The organism is Arthrobacter sp. U41, assembly GCF_001750145.1.
GTDB lineage: Bacteria > Actinomycetota > Actinomycetes > Actinomycetales > Micrococcaceae > Arthrobacter.
Genome location: NZ_CP015732.1, coordinates 61,978 through 86,834, shown reverse-complemented (window position 1 = coordinate 86,834; position 24,857 = coordinate 61,978). Strand labels below are relative to the sequence as shown.

Annotated in this window: 22 protein-coding genes and 1 tRNA gene; 16 read left to right on the top strand and 7 right to left on the bottom strand. The window is 66.9% G+C overall.

Annotation, left to right across the window (positions count from 1 at the left end):
- Window positions 1-43: 43 nt before the first annotated feature.
- From ASPU41_RS00400 to ASPU41_RS00395, 3 genes are all read right to left on the bottom strand, one after another.
- Entirely contained in the window at window positions 44-922 is an 879-nt protein-coding gene (locus ASPU41_RS00400) for a hypothetical protein (RefSeq protein ID WP_069949231.1), read from the bottom strand.
- 69 nt (window positions 923-991) lie between these two features.
- Entirely contained in the window at window positions 992-1,150 is a 159-nt protein-coding gene (locus tag ASPU41_RS22450; protein ID WP_157356888.1) for a hypothetical protein, read from the bottom strand.
- Between the two features lie 26 nt (window positions 1,151-1,176).
- Window positions 1,177-1,824 carry a hypothetical protein gene (locus ASPU41_RS00395; protein ID WP_069949230.1) on the bottom strand — a complete coding sequence of 216 codons (648 nt, stop codon included), beginning with the start codon at window positions 1,822-1,824 and terminating at the stop codon, window positions 1,177-1,179.
- A gap of 215 nt (window positions 1,825-2,039) precedes the next feature.
- On the opposite strand from ASPU41_RS00395, the gene ASPU41_RS00390 reads away from it, so the two are divergent.
- The 7 genes from ASPU41_RS00390 to ASPU41_RS00360 all read left to right on the top strand — a co-directional run bounded on the left by ASPU41_RS00390 (window position 2,040) and on the right by ASPU41_RS00360 (window position 13,106).
- On the top strand, window positions 2,040-3,176 hold the full coding sequence (locus ASPU41_RS00390) for a GuaB3 family IMP dehydrogenase-related protein (RefSeq protein ID WP_069949229.1): 1,137 nt from the start codon (window positions 2,040-2,042) through the stop codon (window positions 3,174-3,176).
- A gap of 74 nt (window positions 3,177-3,250) precedes the next feature.
- Window positions 3,251-5,002 carry a glycerol-3-phosphate dehydrogenase/oxidase gene (locus tag ASPU41_RS00385; RefSeq protein WP_069949228.1) on the top strand — a complete coding sequence of 584 codons (1,752 nt, stop codon included), beginning with the start codon at window positions 3,251-3,253 and terminating at the stop codon, window positions 5,000-5,002.
- A 70-nt stretch (window positions 5,003-5,072) separates the two neighbouring features.
- Window positions 5,073-5,561 carry a PTS sugar transporter subunit IIA gene (locus ASPU41_RS00380; protein ID WP_069949227.1) on the top strand — a complete coding sequence of 163 codons (489 nt, stop codon included), beginning with the start codon at window positions 5,073-5,075 and terminating at the stop codon, window positions 5,559-5,561.
- A gap of 62 nt (window positions 5,562-5,623) precedes the next feature.
- Entirely contained in the window at window positions 5,624-6,487 is an 864-nt protein-coding gene (locus ASPU41_RS00375; protein ID WP_069949226.1) for an SURF1 family protein, read from the top strand.
- The gene (locus tag ASPU41_RS00370) at window positions 6,484-6,996 is read left to right on the top strand and encodes a DUF3817 domain-containing protein (protein ID WP_069949225.1); all 513 of its coding nucleotides are present in this window, start codon (window positions 6,484-6,486) and stop codon (window positions 6,994-6,996) included. The genes ASPU41_RS00375 and ASPU41_RS00370 overlap by 4 nt, the downstream gene beginning before the upstream one ends.
- Window positions 6,997-7,132: 136 nt before the next feature.
- Window positions 7,133-8,722, top strand: a complete 1,590-nt coding sequence (gene guaA / locus ASPU41_RS00365; protein ID WP_069949224.1) for a glutamine-hydrolyzing GMP synthase — start codon at window positions 7,133-7,135, stop codon at window positions 8,720-8,722.
- A 274-nt stretch (window positions 8,723-8,996) separates the two neighbouring features.
- Window positions 8,997-13,106, top strand: coding sequence for an AAA family ATPase (locus tag ASPU41_RS00360; protein ID WP_197515719.1), 4,110 nt, complete (start codon window positions 8,997-8,999; stop codon window positions 13,104-13,106).
- 64 nt (window positions 13,107-13,170) lie between these two features.
- Here ASPU41_RS00360 and cpaB read toward each other — a convergent pair whose 3' ends face one another.
- The 3 genes from cpaB to ASPU41_RS00345 form a co-directional block, all read right to left on the bottom strand.
- The gene (cpaB, locus tag ASPU41_RS00355; protein ID WP_069949222.1) at window positions 13,171-13,770 is read right to left on the bottom strand and encodes a Flp pilus assembly protein CpaB; all 600 of its coding nucleotides are present in this window, start codon (window positions 13,768-13,770) and stop codon (window positions 13,171-13,173) included.
- Between the two features lie 374 nt (window positions 13,771-14,144).
- On the bottom strand, window positions 14,145-14,408 hold the full coding sequence (locus ASPU41_RS00350) for an FmdB family zinc ribbon protein (RefSeq protein ID WP_069949221.1): 264 nt from the start codon (window positions 14,406-14,408) through the stop codon (window positions 14,145-14,147).
- A gap of 147 nt (window positions 14,409-14,555) precedes the next feature.
- Entirely contained in the window at window positions 14,556-15,191 is a 636-nt protein-coding gene (locus tag ASPU41_RS00345) for a 5-formyltetrahydrofolate cyclo-ligase (protein WP_069949220.1), read from the bottom strand.
- A gap of 97 nt (window positions 15,192-15,288) precedes the next feature.
- Here ASPU41_RS00345 and galU point away from each other — a divergent pair, with 97 nt between their 5' ends.
- The 7 genes from galU to ASPU41_RS00310 all read left to right on the top strand — a co-directional run bounded on the left by galU (window position 15,289) and on the right by ASPU41_RS00310 (window position 21,489).
- Window positions 15,289-16,206 carry a UTP--glucose-1-phosphate uridylyltransferase GalU gene (gene galU, locus ASPU41_RS00340; protein WP_069949219.1) on the top strand — a complete coding sequence of 306 codons (918 nt, stop codon included), beginning with the start codon at window positions 15,289-15,291 and terminating at the stop codon, window positions 16,204-16,206.
- A gap of 5 nt (window positions 16,207-16,211) precedes the next feature.
- Window positions 16,212-16,832 carry a GNAT family N-acetyltransferase gene (locus tag ASPU41_RS00335; protein ID WP_069949218.1) on the top strand — a complete coding sequence of 207 codons (621 nt, stop codon included), beginning with the start codon at window positions 16,212-16,214 and terminating at the stop codon, window positions 16,830-16,832.
- Between the two features lie 141 nt (window positions 16,833-16,973).
- The gene (locus tag ASPU41_RS00330) at window positions 16,974-17,933 is read left to right on the top strand and encodes a hypothetical protein (RefSeq protein ID WP_069949217.1); all 960 of its coding nucleotides are present in this window, start codon (window positions 16,974-16,976) and stop codon (window positions 17,931-17,933) included.
- A gap of 123 nt (window positions 17,934-18,056) precedes the next feature.
- Entirely contained in the window at window positions 18,057-18,857 is an 801-nt protein-coding gene (locus ASPU41_RS00325; protein ID WP_069949216.1) for an SDR family oxidoreductase, read from the top strand.
- A 46-nt stretch (window positions 18,858-18,903) separates the two neighbouring features.
- Window positions 18,904-18,976, top strand: a tRNA-Ala gene (locus ASPU41_RS00320).
- A gap of 252 nt (window positions 18,977-19,228) precedes the next feature.
- Entirely contained in the window at window positions 19,229-19,771 is a 543-nt protein-coding gene (locus tag ASPU41_RS00315) for a PadR family transcriptional regulator (RefSeq protein WP_069949215.1), read from the top strand.
- 5 nt (window positions 19,772-19,776) lie between these two features.
- Window positions 19,777-21,489 (top strand): ABC1 kinase family protein, encoded by a 1,713-nt coding sequence (locus tag ASPU41_RS00310; protein WP_069949214.1) that lies wholly within the window; start codon window positions 19,777-19,779, stop codon window positions 21,487-21,489.
- Between the two features lie 173 nt (window positions 21,490-21,662).
- Here the strand turns inward: ASPU41_RS00310 and ASPU41_RS00305 are convergent, their stop codons facing one another.
- Complete coding sequence (locus ASPU41_RS00305) at window positions 21,663-22,847, bottom strand: metallophosphoesterase family protein (RefSeq protein ID WP_069949213.1); 1,185 nt, start codon at window positions 22,845-22,847, stop codon at window positions 21,663-21,665.
- A gap of 188 nt (window positions 22,848-23,035) precedes the next feature.
- Here ASPU41_RS00305 and ASPU41_RS00300 point away from each other — a divergent pair, with 188 nt between their 5' ends.
- Window positions 23,036-23,503: a GatB/YqeY domain-containing protein gene (locus ASPU41_RS00300; RefSeq protein ID WP_069949212.1), complete on the top strand. Its 468-nt coding sequence runs from the start codon at window positions 23,036-23,038 to the stop codon at window positions 23,501-23,503.
- Between the two features lie 188 nt (window positions 23,504-23,691).
- Window positions 23,692-24,795: a N5-glutamine methyltransferase family protein gene (locus ASPU41_RS00295; protein WP_069952380.1), complete on the top strand. Its 1,104-nt coding sequence runs from the start codon at window positions 23,692-23,694 to the stop codon at window positions 24,793-24,795.
- Window positions 24,796-24,857 lie beyond the last annotated feature (62 nt).

Sequence of the window (24,857 nt, the reverse complement as noted above, 5' to 3'; positions counted from 1 at the left end):
TCCTCAGGATAGTCGGTGGCTGGCATCGTGGTGGTGGCCGGCGCTAGCCGAAACCGAGCTTACCGCCGGCCCACCCGAGGGCGTCTTTCGCGCCACTCGCGAGATCCTTCACGCCGCCGACGACGCCGGCGCCAAAGTCCCAGATCCTTTTGGTGACAGGCGCGTTCCCGGACATCATTCCCAGAACACCCCAGCCCAGGGCCGCAGCACCAAGAACAACGCCTGCGGGTGCTCCGACTATGGTGCCGGTGGCGAGAACTGCGGCGATGGAAAGTCCGCCGCCGATGACGCCGTCGGCGATCCGGAATGGGTCCTTGCCGGCGATGCCGGATGCGACGTCAAAGGCACCTATTGCACCGCCCAGCACTCCAAGCAGCCGGTTGGCGCCCTTCATGAAGTCAAAGAACTTGCTGGTGCCGGCCTCTACCTGCGCAAGGTCAATGTTCCAGTTGAACTTATCCGCCACGAACTTCAGGCCATTTGCGAGCGTTGAGGATCCGCTGCCATCCCCGCCGCCCAGTTCCAGCAGCCATTCAATTCCGGACGGCGCGTGTGTGTAGTTGGGGTCGGTGAACGCGTCCCCCCAGCTCCGGACCGCGGCTTCCGTGGCCGGCGCTTGCCCGGCTCCGCTGGAGGCCGGTACGGCGCTGCCCGAGCCGCTGGCCTGGTCCTGCTCGCTGGCCTGGCCCAGCAGGAGCTGCGACGAGTGTCGCAGGGTGGCAGAGGCATTGTTGAGCATCGGCCGCAGCGAACTGGTCCATTCGGCGCGGAACTTATCAGCGTCCGTTCCCTTCCACACGGCGGACTGCACCAGGGAATTAACGCTCGATTCAACGGTTTTGAGCCGATTTTCGGATTGCCCCAGCGATTTCGACAGTGCGCGGAGCTGCGCTACGTCCGCCCCGTAAAAGCCTGGCGCCATTGATTCCCCCCAATAGATTCTCCGGGCACTATTCCGCCGGACTCCAACCCCAAAACTAGTTCATCCCCGTCAGCCCTGCGATGGGGACTGCTTCCCACCGGCGCGCCCGCGGGCACCGCACGACGCCGCGACGTCCAGCACCCGGGTCTCGTCAAAGTTGTAGACCGCCGCGATGAATTCCCCGGTCTCGGCGGTCGGGGCGAGCAGGATCCGGTGGATGTCCGTCACCCCGGAGGACTCCTGCCTGCGGCCCTCTACAGGGGGCCGTAACCCGCATTGCCGTACGGGTCGCGCCAAATGGCCAGATCGCCTTCCACCGCTGTGCGGAGCCCGGGGTCCGTCTGGATCCTTCGCCGGAAGGACCGCCGGGCCCGTCCCAGGACCACCGACGGGATGAGGATAAAGGCTGCCAGGAGAGCCACAAAGAGTACATATGCGCCGCTCACCGCAACCAGCGTCGCAGCTCCCCGCGAAGCGATCCCGGGGAAAGCGGTGGCCAGAAGACTGCCGGGAATGATGGCCAGCACGGCCACCATCATGGCGCCGCCGCGCGCCGACCCCGGGCCACGGACGATGAGGAGCCTGTTGGTGTTCGGCAGTGTGCCACGTACCCGCTGCCAGGAGACCAGGCCCAGCACCGTCAAAGCAACGCCCGGCACGCCGAGGATCAACACCCAGGCGGGGTTGCCGGACATGGCCGAGACGAATCCTCCGGTCAGGAGCAGGAGGGGCCCGGATCCGATGGCGCTGCCCCATGCCGCAGCCAGGGTGCCCTGGGCATCAGCCAGCTGCCGCAAACGGGAGGGCGCCGTGGGCGGGCTGACCCGTGCCAGCTCAGGGGAAGCCCAGTAATCGAGAGGATGCGCGGGCTGGCCTGCGGGGGAAGAAGCTGGAACGCTCATGTCGGACTGCAGAGCGTGTCTTGAGTGGTCATAGCAGCCTTTCCGGCGACGGGTCTGTGTCCAGTCTAGGGAAGGTGGGCGCTGAGGTGAGCCAGCCCAGGCCGTCCTGGCGCCGCCGGCCAAGGCCGGCCAGCAGATCCTCCGCGTCGAGTCCGGCGCCGGCCACGGTCCCGCCGGGTCCGTGGCCGATGCCGCGGCTGGGATAACCTAGAGCAGTGACTTACGAGATTGAGATTGGCCGTGGCAAGCGTGGGCGTCGTGCCTACTCCCTGGATGACATTGCGATCGTCCCCAACCGACGTACGCGTGACCCTAAGGATGTGTCGGTCGCCTGGCAGATCGACGCCTACAAGTTCGACATGCCTGTCATCGCGGCTCCCATGGATTCGGCCATGTCGCCGGAAACCGTGATCACCCTGGGCCGTCTCGGCGGCCTCGGCGTGCTCGACCTTGAGGGCCTCTGGACCAGGTATGAGGACCCGCAGTCCGTGCTGGACCAGATCGGCGCGCTGCAGGACGAGACCAACAGCCCGGCCGTCACGCGGCGCATGCAGGAGCTCTACCAGGCACCGATCCAGCCGGAGCTGATCACCACCAGGCTCGCGGAGATCCGCGCGGCGGGTGTCACGGTCGCCGGCTCCCTCACCCCGCAGCGGACCCAGGAGCACTACAAGACCGTCGTGGCCGCCGGCGTCGACATCTTCGTGATCCGGGGCACCACGGTTTCGGCCGAGCATGTCTCCAAGGACCACGAGCCGCTGAACCTCAAGCAGTTCATCTACGAACTCGACGTCCCTGTGATCGTCGGCGGGGCCGCCGGCTATACCCCGGCCCTGCACCTCATGCGCACCGGTGCCGCCGGCGTGCTGGTCGGCTTCGGCGGCGGCGCCACCAGCACCACCCGCCGCGCGCTCGGCATCCACTCGCCCATGGCCTCCGCCATCTCCGACGTCGCCGCTGCCCGCCGCGACTACATGGATGAGTCCGGCGGACGCTACGTCCACGTGATTGCCGACGGCGGCATGGGATCCTCCGGCGACATCGTCAAGGCCATCGCCATGGGCGCCGACGCCGTCATGCTGGGCAGCGCCCTCGCCCGCGCCGAAGAAGCCCCGGGCAAGGGCTGGCACTGGGGCCAGGAAGCGCACCACCTGGAACTTCCCCGCGGTGACAGGGTCAACGTCGGCACCGTCGGTTCCCTCGAGGAGGTCCTCTTCGGGCCGGGCCACCACACCAACGGAACGTCAAACCTGATCGGTGCGCTGCGCCGTTCCATGGCCACCACAGGCTATTCGGACCTGAAGGAATTCCAGCGCGTCGACGTCGTCGTTTCGCCCTATTCCGGCAACTGAACGCCCCCTGCCCATCCGGGGAAGTTGGAAGTAGTGTGGTGCACTACGAGCTTTGATGCGGATGGAGGCGTGACATGAACAGTTATCCCGGCGGTTCTCCCAGGGCCGGAGGTGCCCTGGGGCCTGCGGAGCGCGAAGCGTCACTGGCGGCACTCCGGGGCACCACCGGCCCCGGCAAGGAACTTGACATCCTGATTGTCGGCGGAGGAATCGTGGGCACCGGCGCCGCCCTGGATGCCATCACGCGCGGCCTGAGCGTCGGCATCGTCGAGGCGAACGACTGGGCCGCTGGCACCTCCTCCCGCTCCTCGAAGCTCATCCACGGCGGCCTCCGCTACCTGGAAATGCTCGACTTTGCCCTGGTCAAGGAGGCGCTGCATGAGCGCGGGCTGATCCTCTCAGCGCTCGCCCCGCACCTGGCCCGGCCGGTTCCCTTCCTGTATCCGCTCACCAAACCCTTCTTCGAACGGCCCTACGTGGGCGCCGGCATCGCCCTCTACGACGCCATGTCCATTTCCACCGGGCAGCGCCGGGGCGTGCCGTTCCACAAGCACCTGAGCCGCCGCGGGACGCTGCGGGCCGCGCCGAGCCTCAAGGACGACGCCTTCGTCGGATCCATCCGCTACTACGACGGCCAGGTCGACGATGCCAAGTACTGCGCCAACCTGGTGCGCACAGCGGCCTACTACGGGGCCCACGCGGTGAACCAGATGTCCGTGGTCGACTTCCTGCGCGAGGGCGAACGTGTGGTGGGCGCCAAAGTCGTTAACCACGAGGATGGTTCCAGCTTCAACATCAGGGCCAAACAGGTCATCAACGCCACCGGGGTCTGGACCGACGAAACCCAGGCGATGGTCACCGACCGGGGCCAGCTGAAGGTCCGCGCCTCCAAGGGCATCCACCTCGTCGTGCCGCGGGACCGCTTCCAGTCGACCGTGGGGCTGATCCTGCGGACCGAGAAATCCGTCCTTTTCGTCATCCCCTGGGGCCGGCACTGGATCATCGGCACCACCGACACCGACTGGCACCTCGACAAGGCCCACCCGGCAGCGTCGAGCAAGGACATCGACTACATCCTCGAGCATGTGAACAAGGTCCTGAAGCGCCCGCTCACCCGGGAAGACGTCGAAGGGGTCTACGCCGGGCTCCGCCCGCTGCTGGCGGGGGAGAACGACTCCACCGCCAAACTTTCCCGCGAACACGTCGTGGCCCACCCGGTCCCCGGGCTCGTTGTGGTGGCCGGCGGCAAATGGACCACATACCGGGTGATGGCCAAGGACGCCGTCGATGAGGCGACCCGCAGCATGGACGAACGCGTTCCGCCCAGCTGCACGGAATCCATCCCGCTGCTGGGCGCCAGCGGATTCAAGGCCGCGTGGAACAAACGGAACCGGATGGCCGAGGAGACCGGGGTCCACGTGGCGCGGGTCGAGCACCTGCTGAACCGTTACGGTTCGATGGCCCCTGAGGTGCTGGCTCTGATCACGGAGAACCCGGAACTTGGCGAACCGCTGCCCGGCGCGGACGACTACCTTGCCGCCGAAGCCGTGTATGCCGCCACCCACGAGGGCGCCCGCCATGTGCAGGACGTGCTGACCCGACGGACCCGGATCTCCATCGAGGCCTGGGACCGCGGTGTGTCCGCCGCACCGGTAGTCGCTAAACTGATGGGAGAGGTCCTCGGCTGGAGCGATGCGCAGCGCGAGGGCGAAATCAAGCACTACCTGGCCAGGGTCGACGCCGAACGGCTTAGCCAGGAGCAGCCGGACGACGAATCCGCTGACGCAGCACGACTGGGCGTCGAGGACATCGTTCCGCTGCGTTGACCGGCAGCGTCCGCCGGCAGCCTCGACCCGAGCCTGCCGGCGGACCGACGCCACTTCGAAGGGAAAACTCTTGGCGGAACCACTGGACCGGTATGACGCCGAGCTCACCACCCCCGACATGGTGATCCTCGAGATGGACGCCACCGACAAGTTCGACGCCGCCACCCAGTTGGCGGAACGGATGCATGCCGCCGGACGCATTTCGGATCTTGAGGGTTTCCTCAGGCACGTCAACGCCCGGGAACACCAGCTGGCCACCGGCCTGCCGGGCGGCATCGGCCTGCCCCACGCGCGCAGTGAATTCGTCTCCCGGACCTCGATCGCCGTCGGTATCACGAAGTACGGCAGGGCGCTGGACTTCGGCGCCGCCGACGGGCCCGCCACGGTGGTCCTCCTGATCGCGACCCCGGCCAGCTCCTTCTCCGAGCACCTCGAAGTCCTGGCCACCCTCGCCCGGTCATTGTCGAAGGAATCGTTCCGCGAATCGCTCCGCCGTGCCTACGACGCCGAAGTGATCGCGGAACTCATCAACTCCAGCCTGGTCTTCTTCGACCACTAGGGCAGGCCTTCGGCCCACACTCCGTTTCGTTGTTCTACGCGCCGACGAAGTACGGTTAAGGAGTGCTGAAAACTGCCCTCAAACCCCGCTGGATCGCCGGACTGGTGTTCGCGATCGTCGTTTCCGGGGTGTTTGTCCTGCTCAGCCAGTGGCAGTTCGGCCGCTCGAGCCAGCCCGAGGTGACGGTCGCCACCACGACCGAGGAGCCCAAACCGCTCACCACGGTGCTCCAACCCGGGAACTTCTTCCCGGGGACGGTGGCCGACCAGATCGTGACCGCCACCGGCAGCTACGATCCGCAGAAGCAGGTCCTGGTCCCGGGCCGCCTGAACGACGGCGCCACCGGCTACTGGATTATCTCGGCCCTGGCCGTCAACGACGCCCCGGTCCTCACCGGAGCGGGCGCCTCACCGCAGACGTGGATCCCCGTCGCCCGCGGCTGGGTCGCGGACCCCGCGGACGCCGCCGCCCCGCCGTCGGGCATCATTGAACTGACCGGGCGGCTGCTGCCGTCCGAAGCCCCGCTGACCGACACCGACGCCGGTCCCGGACGGGCCAGCGCCGTCTCCGTGGCGGAACTCATCAATGTCTGGGAAATCAGCAGCTACCCCGGCTTTGTTGCCGCGAGCTCCGAGCTTGCCGGCGGCAGCGATGTCAGTGCCGCCGCGTCCGGCGGCGCGATTAAGCCGCTGGACGTCGGGCCCCAGCCACCCGCCGCGAAGGTCAACTGGCTGAACCTCTTCTACGCCGCGGAATGGGTCGTGTTCGCCGGCTTCGCCCTGTTCATCTGGTGGCGCCTGGTCAAGGACGACTACCGCCGCGGGCTCGAGGACGCCCTCGACGAGGAGCAGGAAGCCGCGGCGCAGCACGTCCCGGAACCTGGCCCCAAAGAACCGCACCCCTCCGAACCGAAAGTGCAATCATGATCGAGCCCCAGCCTGCCGTCCAGCCGCAGCAGTCCAACGCAACCGGAAGCGCAGGCGGTAAGAAGCGGCGCTTTGGCGGAACCGAGGCCCAGATCCGTTCGGCGTTGAAGTTCTACAAGGTGCTTGCGTACATGACCGGCGCCATGCTGCTCCTGCTCTGCGCCGAACTGGTCGCCCGGTACGCCTTCGGCCAGTACCTCTTCGCCGGCGGGACCAACGCCGTCACCGGTGAACCGTTCGGCCTCGGCTTCGCCGACGCCGAGCCGCCGGGGGTCATCGGCGGCGTGAACCTTTCCGTCGCGGTCCTGATCGTGCACGGCTGGATGTACGTGGTGTACCTCATGTCCAACTTCCGCCTCTGGTCGCTGATGCGCTGGCCGTTCGCGAAGATGATCATCCTGGCGCTCGGCGGCGTGGTGCCGTTCCTGTCCTTTTTCGTGGAGAAGAAGTTCCACGCCGAGGTGGAGGCCGAACTGGCCGCCAACCCGCAGGCCCCCCGGCGCTACTGAGCGCCACCGCGTGCCGCCCGGCCCGCCCGGCCGCCGTCGGGCAACCCATGTGAGTTCGCTTACCCGGCGGCCCTTTCCGGCCCCGGGCCGGGTTCTCAATGTGCGGGCGGACCGCGCCGCAAAGTAGGCTGGTACGGTGACTACTCCCACTGCATCCCAGACCTCCCACAAGCCCGTGCTGGTTGTTGACTACGGTGCCCAGTACGCGCAGCTGATCGCCCGCCGCGTCCGGGAAGCGAATGTGTATTCGGAAGTGGTTCCGCATACCTACAGCACCGAGCAACTGCTGGCCAAGAATCCCGCCGCGATCATTCTCTCCGGCGGCCCCGCGAGCGTCTACGCCGAAGGTGCCCCCAGTGTCGGCGCGGAGCTGTTCGAAGCAGGGGTGCCGGTCTTCGGTATCTGCTACGGCTTCCAGGCCATGGCCAACGCCTTGGGCGGCAAGGTGGCCCAGACCGGGCTCCGCGAGTACGGTGCCACCGAGACCACCACCCTCGGCGAAGGCCGCTCCATCCTGAACGGCATGCCCCAGCACCAGAGCACCTGGATGAGCCACGGCGACTCGGTGCACGAGGCCCCGGAAGGCTTTGAGGTCCTCGCGACGACGGCCGGAGCCGAGGTGGCCGCCTTCGCCAATGAGGAGAAACGCCTCTACGGCGTGCAGTGGCACCCCGAGGTCAAGCACTCGGCCTACGGCCAGCAGGTGCTGGAGAACTTCCTGTTCAAGGGCGCCGGACTGGAACCGAACTGGACCGCGGGCAACATCCTCGAGGAGCAGGTCGACCGGATCCGCGAACAGATCGGCGATGCCCGGGTCATTTGCGGCCTGTCCGGCGGCGTTGACTCCGCCGTCGCCGCCGCCCTCGTCCAGCGCGCCGTCGGCGACCAGCTGACCTGTGTCTTCGTCGACCACGGACTGCTGCGCGAAGGCGAAGCCGAACAGGTCGAACGCGACTTCGTGGCCGCCACCGGCGTCAAGCTCTACGTCGCCAACGAGCAGGAGCGCTTCCAGTCGGCCCTGGCCGGCGTCAGCGACCCGGAGACCAAACGCAAGATCATCGGCCGCGAATTCATCCGCGCCTTCGAGGAAGCGGAGTTGGCGATCATCGCCGAGGCGGCCGCCCACGGCGAAAAGATCAAGTTCCTCGTGCAGGGCACCCTGTACCCGGACGTCGTCGAATCCGGCGGCGGCGAAGGTGCCGCGAACATCAAGAGCCACCACAACGTGGGAGGCCTGCCCGAAGACCTGCAGTTCGAACTCGTCGAACCGCTTCGCGCCCTGTTCAAGGACGAGGTCCGTGCCGTCGGCGCCCAGCTTGGCCTGCCGCAGGAAATTGTGGGACGCCAGCCGTTCCCCGGACCGGGCCTTGGCATCCGGATCGTCGGCGAAGTCACCAAGGAGCGGCTGGACCTGCTGCGCAAGGCGGACGCCATTGCGCGGGCGGAACTGACCGCTGCCGGACTGGACAAAGAGGTCTGGCAGATGCCGGTCGTCCTGCTGGCCGATGTCCGCAGCGTCGGGGTCCAGGGCGATGGCCGCACCTACGGCCACCCGATCGTTTTGCGCCCGGTCTCCTCCGAGGATGCCATGACCGCGGACTGGTCGAGGCTGCCCTACGATCTGCTGGCCAGGATCTCCAACCGCATCACCAACGAGGTGGACGGCGTGAACCGCGTGGTGCTCGACGTGACCAGCAAGCCGCCGGGAACCATCGAATGGGAATAGCCTGGTAACAGGCTAGGGAAGTGGCCGGCCTCCTCAGGAAGCCGGCCACTTTGCGTCTGACGGGATGTTTCCCAACGCGGATTTGTGCGGCCGCTTTGGCAGGGAACTGCGATCCTGGAAATTCGCGTCGAATTTGAGTCCCGCCAGTGTTGCGGAGTCTCACAGGCGCCGGATTCGGGCTACTCTCGAAAGCATGCCGGTATGGTCCAGGACGTCCCGCGCGGGCACGGAAAACTCGAGCAGAGTAAACGCGAGTACAGAAAAGAAGGCAGCAGTGTCAGTTGGTCAAGGCCTCCCCGAGGGCTCCGAGGAGCTCAGGAAATGGCTGTCGGGACTCAAACCCGTCACCGGAGCGGACACCATGCTCCGCTTCACCAAGACGCCTGAGGGCTCGATCGACCTGACCCATGCCCATCCTTCCGGCCTGGCGCAGTTGATGGCGGGCCGGCGCACCCGGCTCTCCACCCTGATCCGTGACCACCAGCAGTATGTTGTCGCCGCGCGGGCATCCCGCAATCTGCGCTCCAAAATCTTCGAACTCACCAATGACCGCGGTATCGACGCGGGATACTTCTCCGCGGGCACGGTCGTCTGGACGTCCGCCGTCGGAGGCAAGCCGCAGCGCGTCTCAGCCCCCGTCATGCTGACCGCCATCTCCCTTACGGTCCGCCCGGGCGAGGACGACTACGAACTCCAGTTGACCGAACAGGCCAAGATCAACCCTGCCCTGATCCGGCACCTGAAGACCATCCACGGGATCGTCTTCGACGTCAACGCCGTCACCCGCATGGCATACAGCACCGCCCGATTTGATCCGCAGCCGGTCCTCGACCGTCTGGGCACCCTGATCCAGCCGATCCACGGCGCCGAGGTCGAACACAACCTTCTGGTCTCCACCTTCGCGGACCTCTCCGGCAGCCTCGAGGATCCGTGGATCAACGAGAGCCATCCCCTGGTCGCGGCGCTGGGGCGTGCCGCCGGTGGCGGGGCGGTGGTGGTTCCCGAGCTCAAGGCCGGGCGCTTCCCGAGCACCGATGAGCGGGATCCGGCCGATGAACTGCTGCTGCTCGACGCCGACACCGACCAGCAGTACGTCGTCGACGCCGTCCGCGCCGGGGACTCGCTCGTGGTCAGCAGCCCGCCGGGCACCGGCCAGAGCCAGACCGCCATCAACACCATCGGCGCCCTCGTCGACCAGGGCAAGACCGTCCTGGTCGTGGGGGACCGGCGCGCCAGCCTGGGCGAGATCTCCGCGCAGCTGGACACGCTCGGGCTGGACTCCACCCTGTTCCAGCTCGCCGGCAACTCCACTCCGCTGCAGCTGAAGGGCCAGCTGGTCCGGGCGATCGTGCGCAACGAGAAATCCCTCGAGCCCCAGCTCAGCAATCTGCACACCACTTTGATCGAGCACCGCCACGCCCTGCGGGACCACGTCGCCTCACTGCACAACGTCCGCCAACGCTGGGGCTGCTCGCCTTACGAGGCCATGCAGTCGCTGGCCGAGCTGACTTCCATCCAGCCTGCCCCGGCCACAACCGTCCGGCTCAAGCGCAGCGTGCTGGACAGTATCCGGGACCGCGAGGAACTGGCCGGCAGGCTCCGCCGGGCGGCGGAACTGGGAAGCTTCAGCCGGGCCTCGACGACGAGCCCCTGGCACGGGGCGCGGCTCCTGACCCGCAAGGAAACCCAGGAAGCCCAGCAGGTTGCCCGCTCCGTGGCGGGGAAGCTGCCGCAACTGCGCGAGCTGATGAACGGCGTCGCCGAACACGCCGAGATCCGCCTCGGCCGCACCTTTGCCGAGTGGGGGGATCAGGTTGAGCTGCTGGTCGCGGTGCGCGAAAGCCTCGACAAATTCACGGCTGACATCTTTGACCGTCCGGTCCATGATCTGATCTCCGCTACCGCCGCCTCGTCGTGGCGGCGTGAACGGAACATCGAGATGCCGTCCATGCAGCGGTCCCGCCTGCGCCGGGTGGCGAAGGAATACGTCCGTCCGGGCGTCCACATCGCCGACCTGCACAGCTCCCTCGTCCTGGTCCAGGAACAGCGGGCCGCGTGGTCCGACTACGCCACGACACAGCGCCATCCGGCCGTGCCGTCGGGCCTAGGGGAGATCATCGCCCTGTACCGGGAGCTGGAAGGGGAGCTGGCCGAGCTGGGCCAGGCCGTCCGGCATACCGCGGCAGGCGGCGAGCTGCACGGAACGCCGTATGAAGAACTTATGGAGCGGCTGGCGCGGCTGGTTGCCGACACCGGGACGCTAGAGACCCTGCCGGAGCGGACGCTCCTGGTGGAGAACATGCGCGAACATGGCCTCGGTGAACTCCTCGCCGATCTTGCCGAGCGCGAGGTACCCGCCGAATCGGTGGCCGCGGAGCTGGAGCTCGCATGGTGGCAGTCCGCCCTGGAAGCCATGATCAGCGGCGACGACTATCTGGCCATGTCCGACGGCGACGCCCTGCGTCAGCTCGAGGCCGAGTACCGTCTCGCGGACAACGCCCACATCGCCAGTGGTGCCGCCCGGCTGCGCTGGAAGCTGGCCGAACGCTGGCGGGCGGCTCTCGCGGAGTACCCGCGCCAGGCCGAACTGCTGCGCAGCCTGCTCAAGGACGGACGGGTCACCTTGTCCGCCCTGACCGGCCAGGCCGCGGAACTGCTGCCGATGCTGGTGCCGGTGTGGTCGGTCAGCCCCTACCTCATGACTGCGGTCTTGCCGGTGGAGCAGCGGTTCGACGCCGTTGTCATCCTCGACGCCGAGGCGACGTCGCTGCAGGCTGTCCTGCCGGCCATCGCCCGCGCCAAGCAGGTTATTGCCTTTGGCGACGACCGTATCGCCAGCCCGCGGACCTTCACCGTCGGTGTGGAGCGGCTTGCCGCCGGCGAGAGCTCCCACCAGGGGGTGGAGAGCGCCTACAAGGCGCTGGCCGCCGTGCTGCCCGTCTGGAACCTGAGAACCGTTTACCGCGCCGTGGATGAGGACCTGGTCCGGCAGCTGAGCAAGGGCTTCTACGACGGCGGACTGCGGCGCTTGCCGGAGGGCCAGTCGGCCACCGGGCTGGACCGCGCCCTCTCGGTGGAGTACCTGCCGGATGGCACGGGACTGCCCAGCGCGGACCAGGACGGTGTCGAATCGGTGGTCGCCGAGGTGAACCGCGCCGTGGAGCTTGTCTTCGAACACGCCCGGTTGCGGCCGCGGACGTCGCTCGCCGTTGTTACCGGCAGCCTGCGGCATGCAGCCCGCATCGGCGAGTCGATCCGGCTGCAGCTGCCCAACTATCCGCTGCTGGCCAGTTTCTTCACTGCCGGGGACGAATCCTTCCGGGTCGTGGACCTGGAACGCGCGCAGGGCTTGGTCCGCGACCACATTATTTTCTCTCCCGGCTACGGCCGCACCCCGCACGGGCGCGCGCTCCACAACCTGGGCCCGCTGTCCGCGGACGGCGGACGGGCCAAGTTTGCCCTCGCCATGACGAGGGCACGCCGGTCCCTGCACGTGCTCAGTTGCTTCCGTCCCGAGGACCTAGACGTGACCCGGCTGAGCCACGGCGCGGTTGACTTCTATGAGCTGCTGGATCGTGAAATCGCAGGCAACACAGATCTTGGCAGCCCGGCATCGCGGGCGGCCGCCAGCGAGCAGGCACTGGGAGCGGACCCGCTCGTGGCGGATCTCGGCGATCGGCTGCGGGCCCGCGGCGCCCGGGTCTGGCACCAGTACGACGGCGTTTTGAACATGGTGGCCGCGGCCGACCCGCTGAGCACGATCGGGCAGGACGACGCCGAGATTCCCCGTCCCGTGGCGATTGAGTCCGACGGCACCGAGCAGTACCGCCGCCTGACCGTCCGTGAACGCAGCAGGCTCCGCCCGCAGCTCCTGGAGCGGCTCGGCTGGCGCTACATGCCACTATGGACCATAGAGGTCTTCACCGATCCTTCGGCCTGTGCCGACCGGATCGGCGGATACCTGGGCCTGGAAAAGCCTGCGGTGACGCACCGGAAGCCGGCGTCGCCGGGTTTCTTCGACGACGACGTCGAGAACCTGGTCAGCGAAGCGCAGGCCTCGGAGGGGCGGGCCCCGTCCGGACGGCCGGACAGCGCGCAACAGAACAGGACGGATCAGGGCAGCAAGGAGGCCGGCGGCATGTACACAGACAGCGATAGCCGGGACAACGGCGAAGCACAGAACAACGGCGAAGCGCAGAGCAACGGCGAAGCGCAGGAGGGCGGCAGGAACGGCGCACCGCAGACGGCCGCCCCGGCGGCAGTCGCGGCCGGCGTGCTGCCGAACAAGGCCGCGGAGGACGACCCGCGGCGCTGGGGCGACGAGCCCGGCGGCTACGACCATGACTCCTGGCTTGAGGAACAGAAACCCCCGCACTGGGGCTAAGGACGTCCCTGCCTTGGCGCCGCGCCGGAACGGGCTCGGGCGAACCTTCGGCCGGGGGCGGCTCTTAGCCATGAGCGGCCCCCACCAGGACGAAGTACAGCTTTCCCTGGTTGGAAGCGCCTGCCAGACGGCGTGCCTGCTCGGCATCGGCAGCCACAACCATGAGTCCCTCGGTTTCCCCGGCCGCCAGCCATTGGCCGGCCTCGCTGGCCTGCCCGGAGGTCCACAGCACCGGCACCGCGGCGGCGAGCACGTGCGAGGTCGCCGGCTGGTCAAAGCCGTTACCGTTGGTCATCACAACGTTGACGAGCTGACCGGGGGAGAGCAACTGGATTGAGGCCGGATCTGCCATCCGCAGTGGCACGGCGGCAGACCCCGGCGGGCTTCCCGCCAGCAGCCCGGGCCCAAGGAGCTGGGAGTCAGAGAGCAACTGGCCCTTGCGAAGGGCCACGGCAAGCTGCGTGCCCTGCAAAGAATCAGTGCTGCCATAGCTGCCGGCGGGGACGAGGCTGCGGGGAACGCTCAGAACCGTCAGATCGTCCGGGCCGAGCATTTTCCCGGCCGGAAGGTCCCGTGCCGCGGCGAAGGCTGGGACGGTGTCGGCAGGGGCCGGTGTCAGCTGTTGAACCGTGAGGCCGGCCGCGAGGCAGAGCAGCAAAGCCACCGCCAGGCGCCGCTGCCTGGCCAGCCAGCGGAGCAGCCGCCGTCGGAACGTCCGGACAGCGGGTCCCGGCCCGTGCGGAGGGCTTCCCGAGTTCGACCGTGGTGAGCGGCGCCCAGCGGAACGGCCGACCCGGAGAAACGATGATCGGCGCGCTGAACCACGGAACAAGACAGGAAGGAACGCCGCGGGGATGATCCCGAAGGGCGGGGCGGGAATTGCTGGGGCGGCCATACCCCGACGCTACGCATCCGCGCGGACATCGGGCAGGCGCGGTTGCGGCTATGTGGACAAATCTGCCGGGGCAGGCAAAGTACTGCGCCGCGGCCGCGGACCCTCAGTGAGCAAGGTAGGGGCGGCCGTAGCCCCCGCAGTACCTAGCTTGCGGAAGCGGAAGCGGCGGCGGGCGCGGGCGTTGCTGCCGGGGCGGGAGCCGGAGCCGGAGCCACTGTGCTGCCCTTGGAGTCGCGGGAGTCGTTCCGGTAGAAGCCGGATCCCTTGAAGACGACGCCAACGCTGTTGAACTTCTTGCGAAGGGTTCCCTGGCACTCCGGGCAGGACGTGAGGGAGCTGTCGGTGAACGACTGCACGATCTCGAAGGCGTGGCTGCAGTCCTTGCAGGCGTATGCATACGTGGGCACTGGAAATCCTCCTCTGGGACAAACGAGCAGGTCCCGTGCTGTCCGGTCGGGATCGGTGCCGAAATAGCTACCGGCAGAATCCGTCCCTTAGCAGTCGCAGGGCCTGAGTGCTAATTCTATCACCCCGGCAGGGAGTCCCCATGAGCCCTAGGGCTGCAACCGGAGCAAACCGCCCGGGGTCAGGGCGGCGGCCACCTTCCGGTCGAAGGACTCTGCCGGGATGCTGCCGGCGGGAAGCACCTCGCCGTCGTACACGACGGCGGCGGTCGGCAGCGAAGGCAGCGGCCCGCCGTCGGACGCCCGGGTCCCGGAGGGGATGACGGCGGACAGGGCGGCCAGGAACTTGTCGTAGTAGCCGCCGCCTTGGCCGATCCGGTTGCCGGACGCGTCGACGGCGGTGGCAGGCAGGAAGATGCCGTCGGCGTTCCGCATGACGTTTGTGTCGTGGCGTTCCCCGGCGGGCTCCTGGATCGGTGCGTAGCGGCTCCGGGCGTATTCTGAGGCCGGCGTCCAGTACACCCAGCTCAGCCCCAGCCCTGTTTCGCAGGCCGGCAGCAGGATGCGGTGCCCCGCGCCGTGCAATGCTGCCAGCAGGGGAAGGGTGGGCGGCTCGGAACCCACACCAAGGTAGGCGGCGAAAGTGCCTGCGTTGCCGCCGGTCAGGCCCGAAGCCCAGGCGAGCCCGTGCATGGCAATGCCGGCTCCGGCGCTTTCCAGATCCGCCTGCGTCAATGCGGCACGCCTGGCCCGGTGTCCGGCCCGGATCTCTTGCTTCGACGCCATGAGGCCCCGTCCCTCCTAGTGCTGGGGCCCGGGAAGCAGCGGTTCCTGGCCCCGCGAATGATTACGCAATGTTTGGTCCCTCCGTTAGATTAGTCGAGTGACTACACCTAACGCCCCCGTCCGCAAGGCCGTCATTCCCGCAGCCGGCCTCGGAACCAGGTTCCTCCCGGCCACGAAGGCCATGCCCAAGGAAATGCTGCCCGTCGTTGACAAGCCCGCCATCCAGTATGTCGTGGAGGAAGCCGTCAAAGTCGGGCTGAACGACATCTTGATGATCACCGGGCGCAGCAAGCGCGCGCTGGAGGACCATTTCGACCGCGTCCCCACCCTGGAAGCCACGCTTGCGGCCAAGGGCGACATTGCCAAGCTCGAGTCCATCCAGGCTGCCAGCAATCTTGGTGACATCCACTACGTGCGCCAGGGCGATCCGATGGGCCTGGGCCACGCCGTCCTCCGTGCAAAGCAGCACGTGGGTTATGAGCCGTTTGCGGTCCTGCTGGGCGATGACCTGATCGACGCCCGTGACGACCTGCTGAGCACCATGATCGAGGTTCAGGCGAAAACCGGCGGATCAGTGATTGCACTGATTGAGGTAGAGCCCTCCGAGATCAGTGCCTACGGCTGCGCCGACATCGAACCGATCGGCGGCGAAGACTACGTCCGGATCAAGCACCTGGTCGAGAAGCCTGACGTCGAGGATGCCCCGTCCAACCTGGCCATTATCGGCCGTTATGTCCTGCACCCGGCGGTCTTCGAAGTCCTCGAACGCACCGAACCCGGGCGGGGCGGCGAGATTCAGCTCACCGACGCGCTGCAGGAGCTGGCAGCCGGTGACGGCGAAGGCTATGGCGTGTACGGCGTGGTCTTCCGCGGCCGCCGCTACGATACCGGCGACAAGCTCAGCTACCTTAAGGCCTGTGTCCAGCTTGCCTGCGACAGTGACGACCTGGGTCCCGGACTGCGGGAGTGGCTGCCGGGCTTCGCTTCGAGTCTCGCTCCAAGCCTGACCAAGTAGTTCCGGTGGGGGGCGGCTTCAGCTGGCCGGTCACGCTGGAAAGCGGCGACCTCGTGTTGCGCCCGATCCGGTACCGGGACCGCAAGGAGTGGACCGAGCTCCGCTCCCGTAACAGTGAGTGGCTGGCCCCCTGGGAAGCGTCGAACCCCGTTCCCGGGGGCGGACTTCCCGACTACCGCCAGATGGTGCGGTCCCTCAAGTCCCAGGCCGCCCTGGCGACAGCCCTGCCGTTTGTGATCACTGCCTGGACGCCAGGCTTCCGGGAACCGGTGATTGTGGGACAGCTGACTGTGTCCTCCATTGTGTGGGGCTCGGCGATGATGGCCACGCTGGGTTACTGGGTGGACAAGGACCGCGCGGGCCAGGGCATAGCCCCGACTGCCGTGGCGTTGGTGACGGACTATTGCTTCCAGACCCTCGGGCTGCACCGGATGGAGATTAACATCCGTCCGGAAAACGGTCCCAGCCTGCGGGTGGTCGAAAAGCTCGGCTTCCGCGACGAGGGATACCGGCCGCGATTCCTGCATATCAACGGCGAATGGTCCGATCACCGGAGCTTCGCGCTGACCGCGGAGGAAGTGCCGGGAGGACTGCTGGCACGCTGGCAACAGACCGGGCCGGCGTAAGCGGTCCGACCCGTCCTGACCAGCCCTTTTGTCGTAAATCCAGTCAATTGGCAGTTCCCCCGCGACACACCGGGGACAATGCGGCCCCGCACCGCGCATTGCTCATACGGTTTTGATGTGGACTTCCCTCTTAGCAGCTCTGTGATCCTTGTCATTGCTGTTGCGCTCTGGATTGTGTGGGTTGCCCCCTACATGCTCCAGAACGGACGCCACCAGCTGAAGCCTGCGGGCGAGCTCGTGACGGACGTCACCGATCTAGAAACAGCAGCCCCGCAAGCCGGGAGCGTCATGAAGATGACGGCCCAGCAGGAGAACCCCATGACCAGTACCCACCGCACCGAGTCCGACCGTGGCACCAGTGTGCTCGACGGCGGCGTCCACCCTGCGGCCACCGGCCCGGCCTTCAAGATCCGCTATGGCCGGTTGGCGCTCGCGCTGGCCGGTTCGCTCTCGCTGCTCACCGGTGTCGTGTCGGCGGCCCTGCGGATCTTCGGACTTGGCTCAGCCTGGCTGCCCGCTGTCGCGTTGCTCGGCGCCCTGGCTGCCGTCTTTGTGCTCCGCCGGCTCGCGATCCGGGACCGCCGCCGCAAAATGAATGCCGCGTTCCGGGAAGCCATGAGCGCACCGTCACGCCCGTCGCGCCCGGCAGGGCCCGCCCCGAGGCGGGAGGCGGCAGCGGAGCCCCGAGAGTGGCCCGAGAGCCAGCTCTTTGACGCCCAGGCCGACGCGGCGGAACGCAAGCCGGCCCCCAAGCCGCTGACTGCCCAGGAACTCCGCCAGGCGGCCCTGGCGGAGGCCGTGGCCTCGGGCGACACCTCCGTCCAGGGCGCCGGGGACGCCCGCGGCGCTGAAGGATCCAGCTGGGAGCCGGTGGAAGTCCCCAAGCCCACCTATGTGGAAGCGCCGAAGGCCGAGCGGGCCGCCCCTGAGCCGCTTGACCTGCCGGAGGCCCCCAAGTCCGTCGGAAAGCCGTCGCTCAAGCAGGGCCTCCCGCAGGCGCCGGCCGGCAGCGCCGGCGCGGAGTCCGAATCGAAACCACTGGGCAAGGCCCAGAGTGCCCTGAGCAACCTGGACGATGTCCTGCAGAGACGCCGGGCCTAAGCCTCGTCTGTCCCAGCTCCGGGCCGCCAGTAACGGCAGCCCGGGGCTTTCTTGTGTCCCGCTGATCGACTATCTGAAGGTCCAAACCGCCCCGGACCGGGCGCCGGCCGGTAGCCTCAGGGCATGACACGAATTTGCGTTGCCGGGGGAACCGGCCAGACGGGCCGTGAGGTCGTGCGGCAGTCTGTCGCGGCCCGGCACGGAGTCGCAGTTATCTGCCGGCGCCCGCCTGCCGCCGGAGCCCCGAATTGGACCGCCGGCGCGGAGAACTTCTCCGCCGATGTCACCACCGGCGAAGGCCTGGCAGCGGCGCTGGCCGGGGCCGACGTCGTGATCGACTGTCTGGAGGGGCGCTCCGGGAAGGCCCTGAAGGACTTCGCCGACGGCGGCGCCCGGCTGCTCGCCGCGGCCCAGGACGCCGGCGTGGCCAGGGCCGTTATACTCTCCATCGTCAATTGTGACCGGAGCAGCTTCGGCTACTACGCCTCGAAGGCGGCCAAGGAACACGTCTACGAGCGGTCCGGACTTGAGACCGTGGCGCTCCGGGCGACGCAGTTTCATTCGCTCCTCGCGGCGACCTTCGCCGCCGGCGCGAAACTGTGGATCATCCCGGTAGTCAAGGGTGCCCGGTTCCAGCCGATTGCGCCCGCGGACGTCGCGGCGGCCCTGCTTGAGGCGGCGCTGACGCCGTCGGCAGGCCTCCGGCACAGCGTCAGGACCATCGGCGGCCCGGAGATCCAGGCGATGGGGGAGTTCGCCCGGCAGTGGAAGGCAGCCACCGGCTCCCGCGGGCGACTTGTCAGGATCCCGTTGCCCGGCGCGATGGGCAAATACCTGCGCACGGGCCTGAATTTGGTCCCGGAGGAACGCCACGCCGGTGAGACTTTCAGCGGCTGGCTGGCAAAGGGCGCGGATAGTTTGTAGCCTAGGGACACCGGCAACGCCGTTCCTTCGGGACCGGCGTTGCTTCGGGGCTATAGCTCAGTTGGTAGAGCGCTTCGTTCGCATCGAAGAGGTCAGGAGTTCGAATCTCCTTAGCTCCACAAATTTGCAGGGGTTTTTGAACCCTTGAGAGCCTGGCGAGGCTCATTTAGTCGGGAATTTGTCTCCCCATGACCATCGGTTCGGACCCGGTCAGCCCGCAGGTTGTATCGGTTCCGCGGGCGGTGGCAGCGGTGGGATTCTTATGTTTTGCGTCCCGTCGGTCGGCTCCGCTCACTCTTGGTTCCAGCAAGTATCGGGATGTATCGTTGACTATCGTTCTATATCGTTCGCGGTTCACTGAGGAGAGCATGATGCGCAATTCATACCCGGCAGGCGGATTCCGCGGCCACAACGTCGACGGCATGTGGCAGGCCGTCGAGGAGTTGCGTTCGAGGTTTGAGAAGCGCTCCGGCACCCGTGCGGGTCGAGGCGAGGTGCGGTCGGCGGTGCTGGCACTGCTCGCGGAGCGGCCGATGCACGGCTACCAGATCATCCGTGAAATCGAGGAGCGCAGCGGTGGCAGCTGGAAGCCCAGCGCCGGATCTGTTTACCCAACGCTGCAGCTGCTGGCCGACGAGGGATTCATCAGTGCCGAGGAATCCAACGGCCGCAAGATCTACTCGCTGACTGAAGCGGGCCGGGAGGATGTAGCGGGTGCCGATGCGTCAGCGCCCTGGGAGTCAACGGCTCCGGCGCAGGGCAGCGGGTTCGCGGCGCTGACCAAGGCGGGCGTCGAGCTCGCGCAGGCCGCGTCCCAGGTGGGTCGCACCGGATCGCGGGAGCAGGTGCAGGAGGCCGTGGCGGTACTCGACGACGCACGTCGTCGGCTGTACTCGATCCTCGCCCAGGACTGACGGGGGTGTCGTCGGTTCGTCGGGACCGGGCAGATCCGGTACCCGGCGCCGGGGATACCCGGGCCCGTTACCGTCGCATCCTGCGCTTCGCCGCCTGGCATCTCGCGGTGACCTGGTGGTTCGAGCTCTTCCTCCCTCGCGTCGGGTTGGCCCGAATTGCCGAGCGCACCAGGGCGAAGAGGATGCTGCGCTTCGCGCAGCGCTTTCATGTGCTGGCGGTAAACCTTGGCGGTCTAATGATCAAGGTCGGTCAGTTCCTGTCCTCCAGGCTCGACGTGCTTCCGCCCGAGATCACCAAGGAACTCGAGGGACTGCAGGACGAGGTGCCCCCGGTCTCGTTCTCCGCGATCCGTCGCCTTGCCGAGGCGGAGCTGGGTGCGCGGCTGGACCAGCTGTTCGCCTCGGTCGAGGAGACGCCGATCGCAGCAGCGTCGCTCGGGCAGGCGCACCGGGCGAGGCTGCTTCCGGGCGACGCCGTCGACACCGGTCTCGACCATGTGGTGCTGAAGGTACAGCGGCCGGGCATCGATGCCATTGTCGACGTCGACCTGGCGGCACTGCGCAAAGTGGGCGGCTGGCTCAGTCACGTGCGCCTGGTGTCCGACCGTGCCGACATGCCCGCCCTGGTCGAGGAGTTTGCGCAGACCAGCCTTGAGGAGATCGACTACCTGCATGAGGCAGCGAACTCGGTGCGGTTCGCTGATGACTTCGCCGACAACGACCGGGTGAGTGTGCCCGACGTCGTATGGGAGCGGAGCACGCGCCGCGTGCTTACCCTCGAAGATGTCACGGCGATCAAGATCACGGACGCGGAGGCGCTTCTCGCGGCGGGCATCGATCCGGCCCAGGTCGCCCCGATTTTCGCGTCGGTCATGTTCGACCAGATGTTCACGAACGGCTTTTTTCACGCCGATCCGCACCCGGGCAATATCTTTGTCACTCCGGGTACCGATTCGGCCACAGAGCGCCCTTGGAAACTGACGTTCATCGACTTCGGCATGATGGGCGAGGTTCCGGCGAGTACGCGCAGCGGCCTGCGGAAGCTGCTCATCGCGGCAGCATCGCGTGACGGCAATGGGTTGATGACCGCGATCAGCGACGTGGGTGTCCTGGTGCCCTCGGCCGACACGGTCGAGCTTGAGCGGGCGTTGACGCACCTCTTCGGCCGGTTTGGCGGGATGGGCTTCGCCGAGCTTCGCGAGGTGGACCCGCGGGAGTTCCTTGATTTTGCGGTGGAGTTCGGTGACGTGGTTCGCTCGTTGCCGTTCCAGTTGCCGGAGAATTTCCTGCTCATCATCCGGGCGATGTCACTGACGTCGGGTGTGTGCAGCACGCTGGACGCCCGGTTCAATCTGTGGGACTCGGTCGAACCCTACGCGGCCCAGCTGCTTCGCGACGAGCGTGGCAACATCGTGCAGGACGTGGCCCAGCAGGCCTTCGATGCCGCCGGCATGGCCCTGGGTCTACCGAAACGTCTCGAGGGGCTTCTGACCCGAATCGAGGACGGTTCACTGGCAGTTGCCAATCCGCGCCTCGAGCGGCAGGTGGGACGGCTCGACCGCACGTTGCAGCGATCGGCATCGGCACTGATATTCGGCGCCCTGCTCATCGCAGGTTCTGTGGTCCGAGCGGACGACACGGCGCTCGGCAGTGTGCTGATGATCGTGTCGGTGGTTCCGCTGCTGCACGGGCTATGGGCGGGGCGCAGCGGCATCTGAGTGAGCTGGTCGAGTGCATCAGCTCGGTCTGGTGAGGTCGCCAGCGAGGAGTGGCGGGGCCCGGCCGATCAAACTGGCCGGGCCCCTGCGCGTATAGTCCCAGGAGATAGGAAGCGCATCATTCGGGCTCCATCAGACGCTTCGCTCGCAGCCGGCCCGTCCCCGAGCCCTTGTTAGCGCTGCGGCGGATTCAGCGGGAGCGGAACTATGGGCTGGTCATTTGCGGCAAGGTCAATGCCGAGGTCCTTTGCGAAGACGAGCCGCGTGTCCTTGTAGATTCCGGGGTGGTTCTCGTCCAGCTCGAAGACACGCGCACCGCGCAGTCGGTTACGTTCAGGGCCGGGCAGTCCGTAGGCACCAAATCCGGTTCCGGGTGCGTAGCCGAGCTGAACACCGTAGTAGTTGCCGACATAGGTGTTGACGTGGTCGTGCCCCACGAAATAGCCGGCCACATCCCCCCGTTCCAGGAAGGCATTAAACAAGCCCGAGTTGATGGGTCCAGGGCACTCGTCCTCGTTCCGTTCGCCCACTATGTTGTGCCTCTTGAGCGCACGCGCGTGATCCGCATCTGTTCGCGAGTCGAGGCTGGCGAACCACATATTGCGGTGCTCATGAAGTGCGATATGGCCCCACATGAGGGACGGGATCTTCTTTCCGTACTTTTGCTCTGCTGCGATTGACTGATTCCGATACCACGTAACCTGGTCCATGCGTACCCAGTCCCAGTCCGGGTAGCCCTCAAAGTCCTGCCCATCGATGCTGTCGGGGGCATAGCGGCCGGTGTCGATGAGCCAAAGACCAAAGGCCGGAGTTTTTGACCTGGAGGATTGAACGAGCAGTTGCGAGTTGGAGGTACCGGTGAGTCCCGGCGTGGAGTCGGCGTTCACGTTGAACTCGTAGGTCTGCAGGAATTCCAGCATTTTTGCTTCGGTCATTCCTGATCGCTGCACCGAGTCTTCGTCGTGATTGCCAAAGGTCACGGCCCAAGGGATCTGCCGGCGTTCCATGGGCTGGACCACGTGGTTGAGCGCTTGTTTGACCTCCAGCTCGGAGTCGCATCCTCCATTGATGACATCCCCGTTGATGACCACAAAGTCCGGCTTTTCCGTATCAAGGGTCCGGTCCATGAGTTCGATTGTGCGGCGGTCCGTCTGCTCGTCGTCCTGGGTGTCGTTGAACTGAACAATTCTGAATGCGCCGTCCGGGCGAAAGACAAGCGTCGGCTTGGGAGCCTTCGCGCCCGGTGCTGCCATGCCCGCAGCTCCGGTAGACGCTGTGATTCCCAACGCCCCAAGCGCTCCGGCAGCAGCCAACGCCGCCCGCCTGCTGAGTTTGGGCTGGTGGTTACTAGTCGTCATCGCGACCTCTCTTCATCATTGATGCGGCCTTAATGCCGGCCGCCGGCCTGTCGAGACGGTACAGGGCGGAGGCGTCCAGCCCTGAAACAGGCAGTGAACGCCCAGCGCTTAGGATCGCAACCCTTGCCGCCGCCATCGCAACCCTTGCCGCTCAGCCCGATATCCTGTCAAGTGAGACGAGGAGAATCATGACCACCCTGAAAGAACGCCTGCACGCCGACGTCGTCGGCCACATGAAGGACCGCAACAAGGTCGCGCTCACCACAGTGCGCAACGTCCTGGGCGAAATTGAAACCCGCGAGAAGTCCGGCAAGACCCCGATCGTGCTGGACGACGCCCAGGTGACGTCCCTGCTGCAAAAAGAAGCCGCCAAACGACGCGACACCGCCCGAATCTACACCGAGGCGGGGGAGTCCGAGCGGGCAGCGGCGGAAATCGCTGAAGCCGAGATTATCGAGGCGTACCTGCCGAAGGCACTGACCGCAGCCGAAGTGGAGGCCATCGTCGACGAGGTGATCGCGAACCTCACGGCCGGTGGCACCGAACTGACCATCCGGCAGCTGGGCGCAGTGATGAAACCTGTGACCGCCAAGGTCGCCGGACGCTTCGACGGCAAGGCAGTCAGCGAGATCGTGCGGAGCCGCATCCCGCAGTGACAGGGGAGGGCTGCCGGCTCCCGCCTGTATCCTGAGTAGGTACGTCTAGCGTGGTTCATGACCGGACGACTGTTCAAGACTCTGGGATTGGAACTCTTATTACCACCTCCGTGCCCGGCCGCCGCCAGGAAACCCCGATACAGTCCGGCAGGCCCCTCCAGGCACCCGCCGTCGACGCACCCGCCGTCGTGACGTGGGCCGAGGCCGGCCAGAGCAGGACCGCGCGCTGGCGATCGGCCAACGGAAGACCGGCACCCGCGCGCGTCGAAGTGGTCACCGACTCCCTGACAGCCGATGAAGCGAACCGGATGGCGTCCCAGGGCATAGCAATGCTCTGGCAGGGCGACTTCCACAACGCACGGCAGATCCTCAACGCCATGGACCGGCGGGTGGGCGCCGGGAAGAAAAAGGCCGCGGACACCACGGCGGACGGGTTCTACCGGCACCGCCAGTCCCGCTCGCATCGAGCGCGCATTCTCGGGCTGCTGCTGATTCCGCTTGATCCGGGCCCGGTGGTGCCGCTGCGGCGTTCCCCGGACATCCAGGAGGCGGCCGCGGGGGCGTACGGGGAAATAAGCGAGCCTTCGGTGGTCTCCCTCCATGAGCTCGTGGGGGCCATCGGTGCACACGAGTGGCGGAAGAACGGCGTCTACGTCGATGCCCTTCAGGGCCGCATCCACCCGCACTACGGCACGTTCTTCCCGACCCGCAGCGAGTATGTCGACCTGCTGGCCGCGGCTCCGCTGCCATCTGACCTGCTGGCGTTCGACGTCGGAACAGGCACCGGGGTGCTCGCTGCCGTGCTCGCCCGCCGCGGCATCCACCGTGTGGTGGCGACGGACAATGAACCCCGCGCGGTTGCCTGCGCGAGCGAGAATTTCCGGATTCTGGGCGTGCAGGACCGCGCGGAAGCTGTCCTGACCGACATGTTCCCGCCCGGCCGTGCACCGCTGATCGTGTGCAACCCGCCGTGGATTCCGGCCACGCCGCATTCCTCGTTGGACAATGCCGTCTACGACCCCGGCAGTCGGATGCTGTTCCGTTTCCTGAACGAGCTCTCCGACCACCTGGAGCCGGGAGGTGAGGGTTGGCTCATCCTCTCGGATCTGGCCGAGCACCTGGGTCTGAGGTCCCGTGACGAACTGCTGGACGCCATCGCGGCGGCCGGGCTGAAGGTGCTGGAACGGTACGACACCAAGCCAACCCACCCCAAGGCATCCGACCGCAACGATCCGCTGTTCGAGGCCCGCACGGCCGAGGTCACCTCGCTGTGGCGGCTCGCAACCCGTTAAGTGCCACGCTCCGCCATCCGCGCCAGTGCCGTTCTGAACCCCACATCGAAAGAGAAACACCC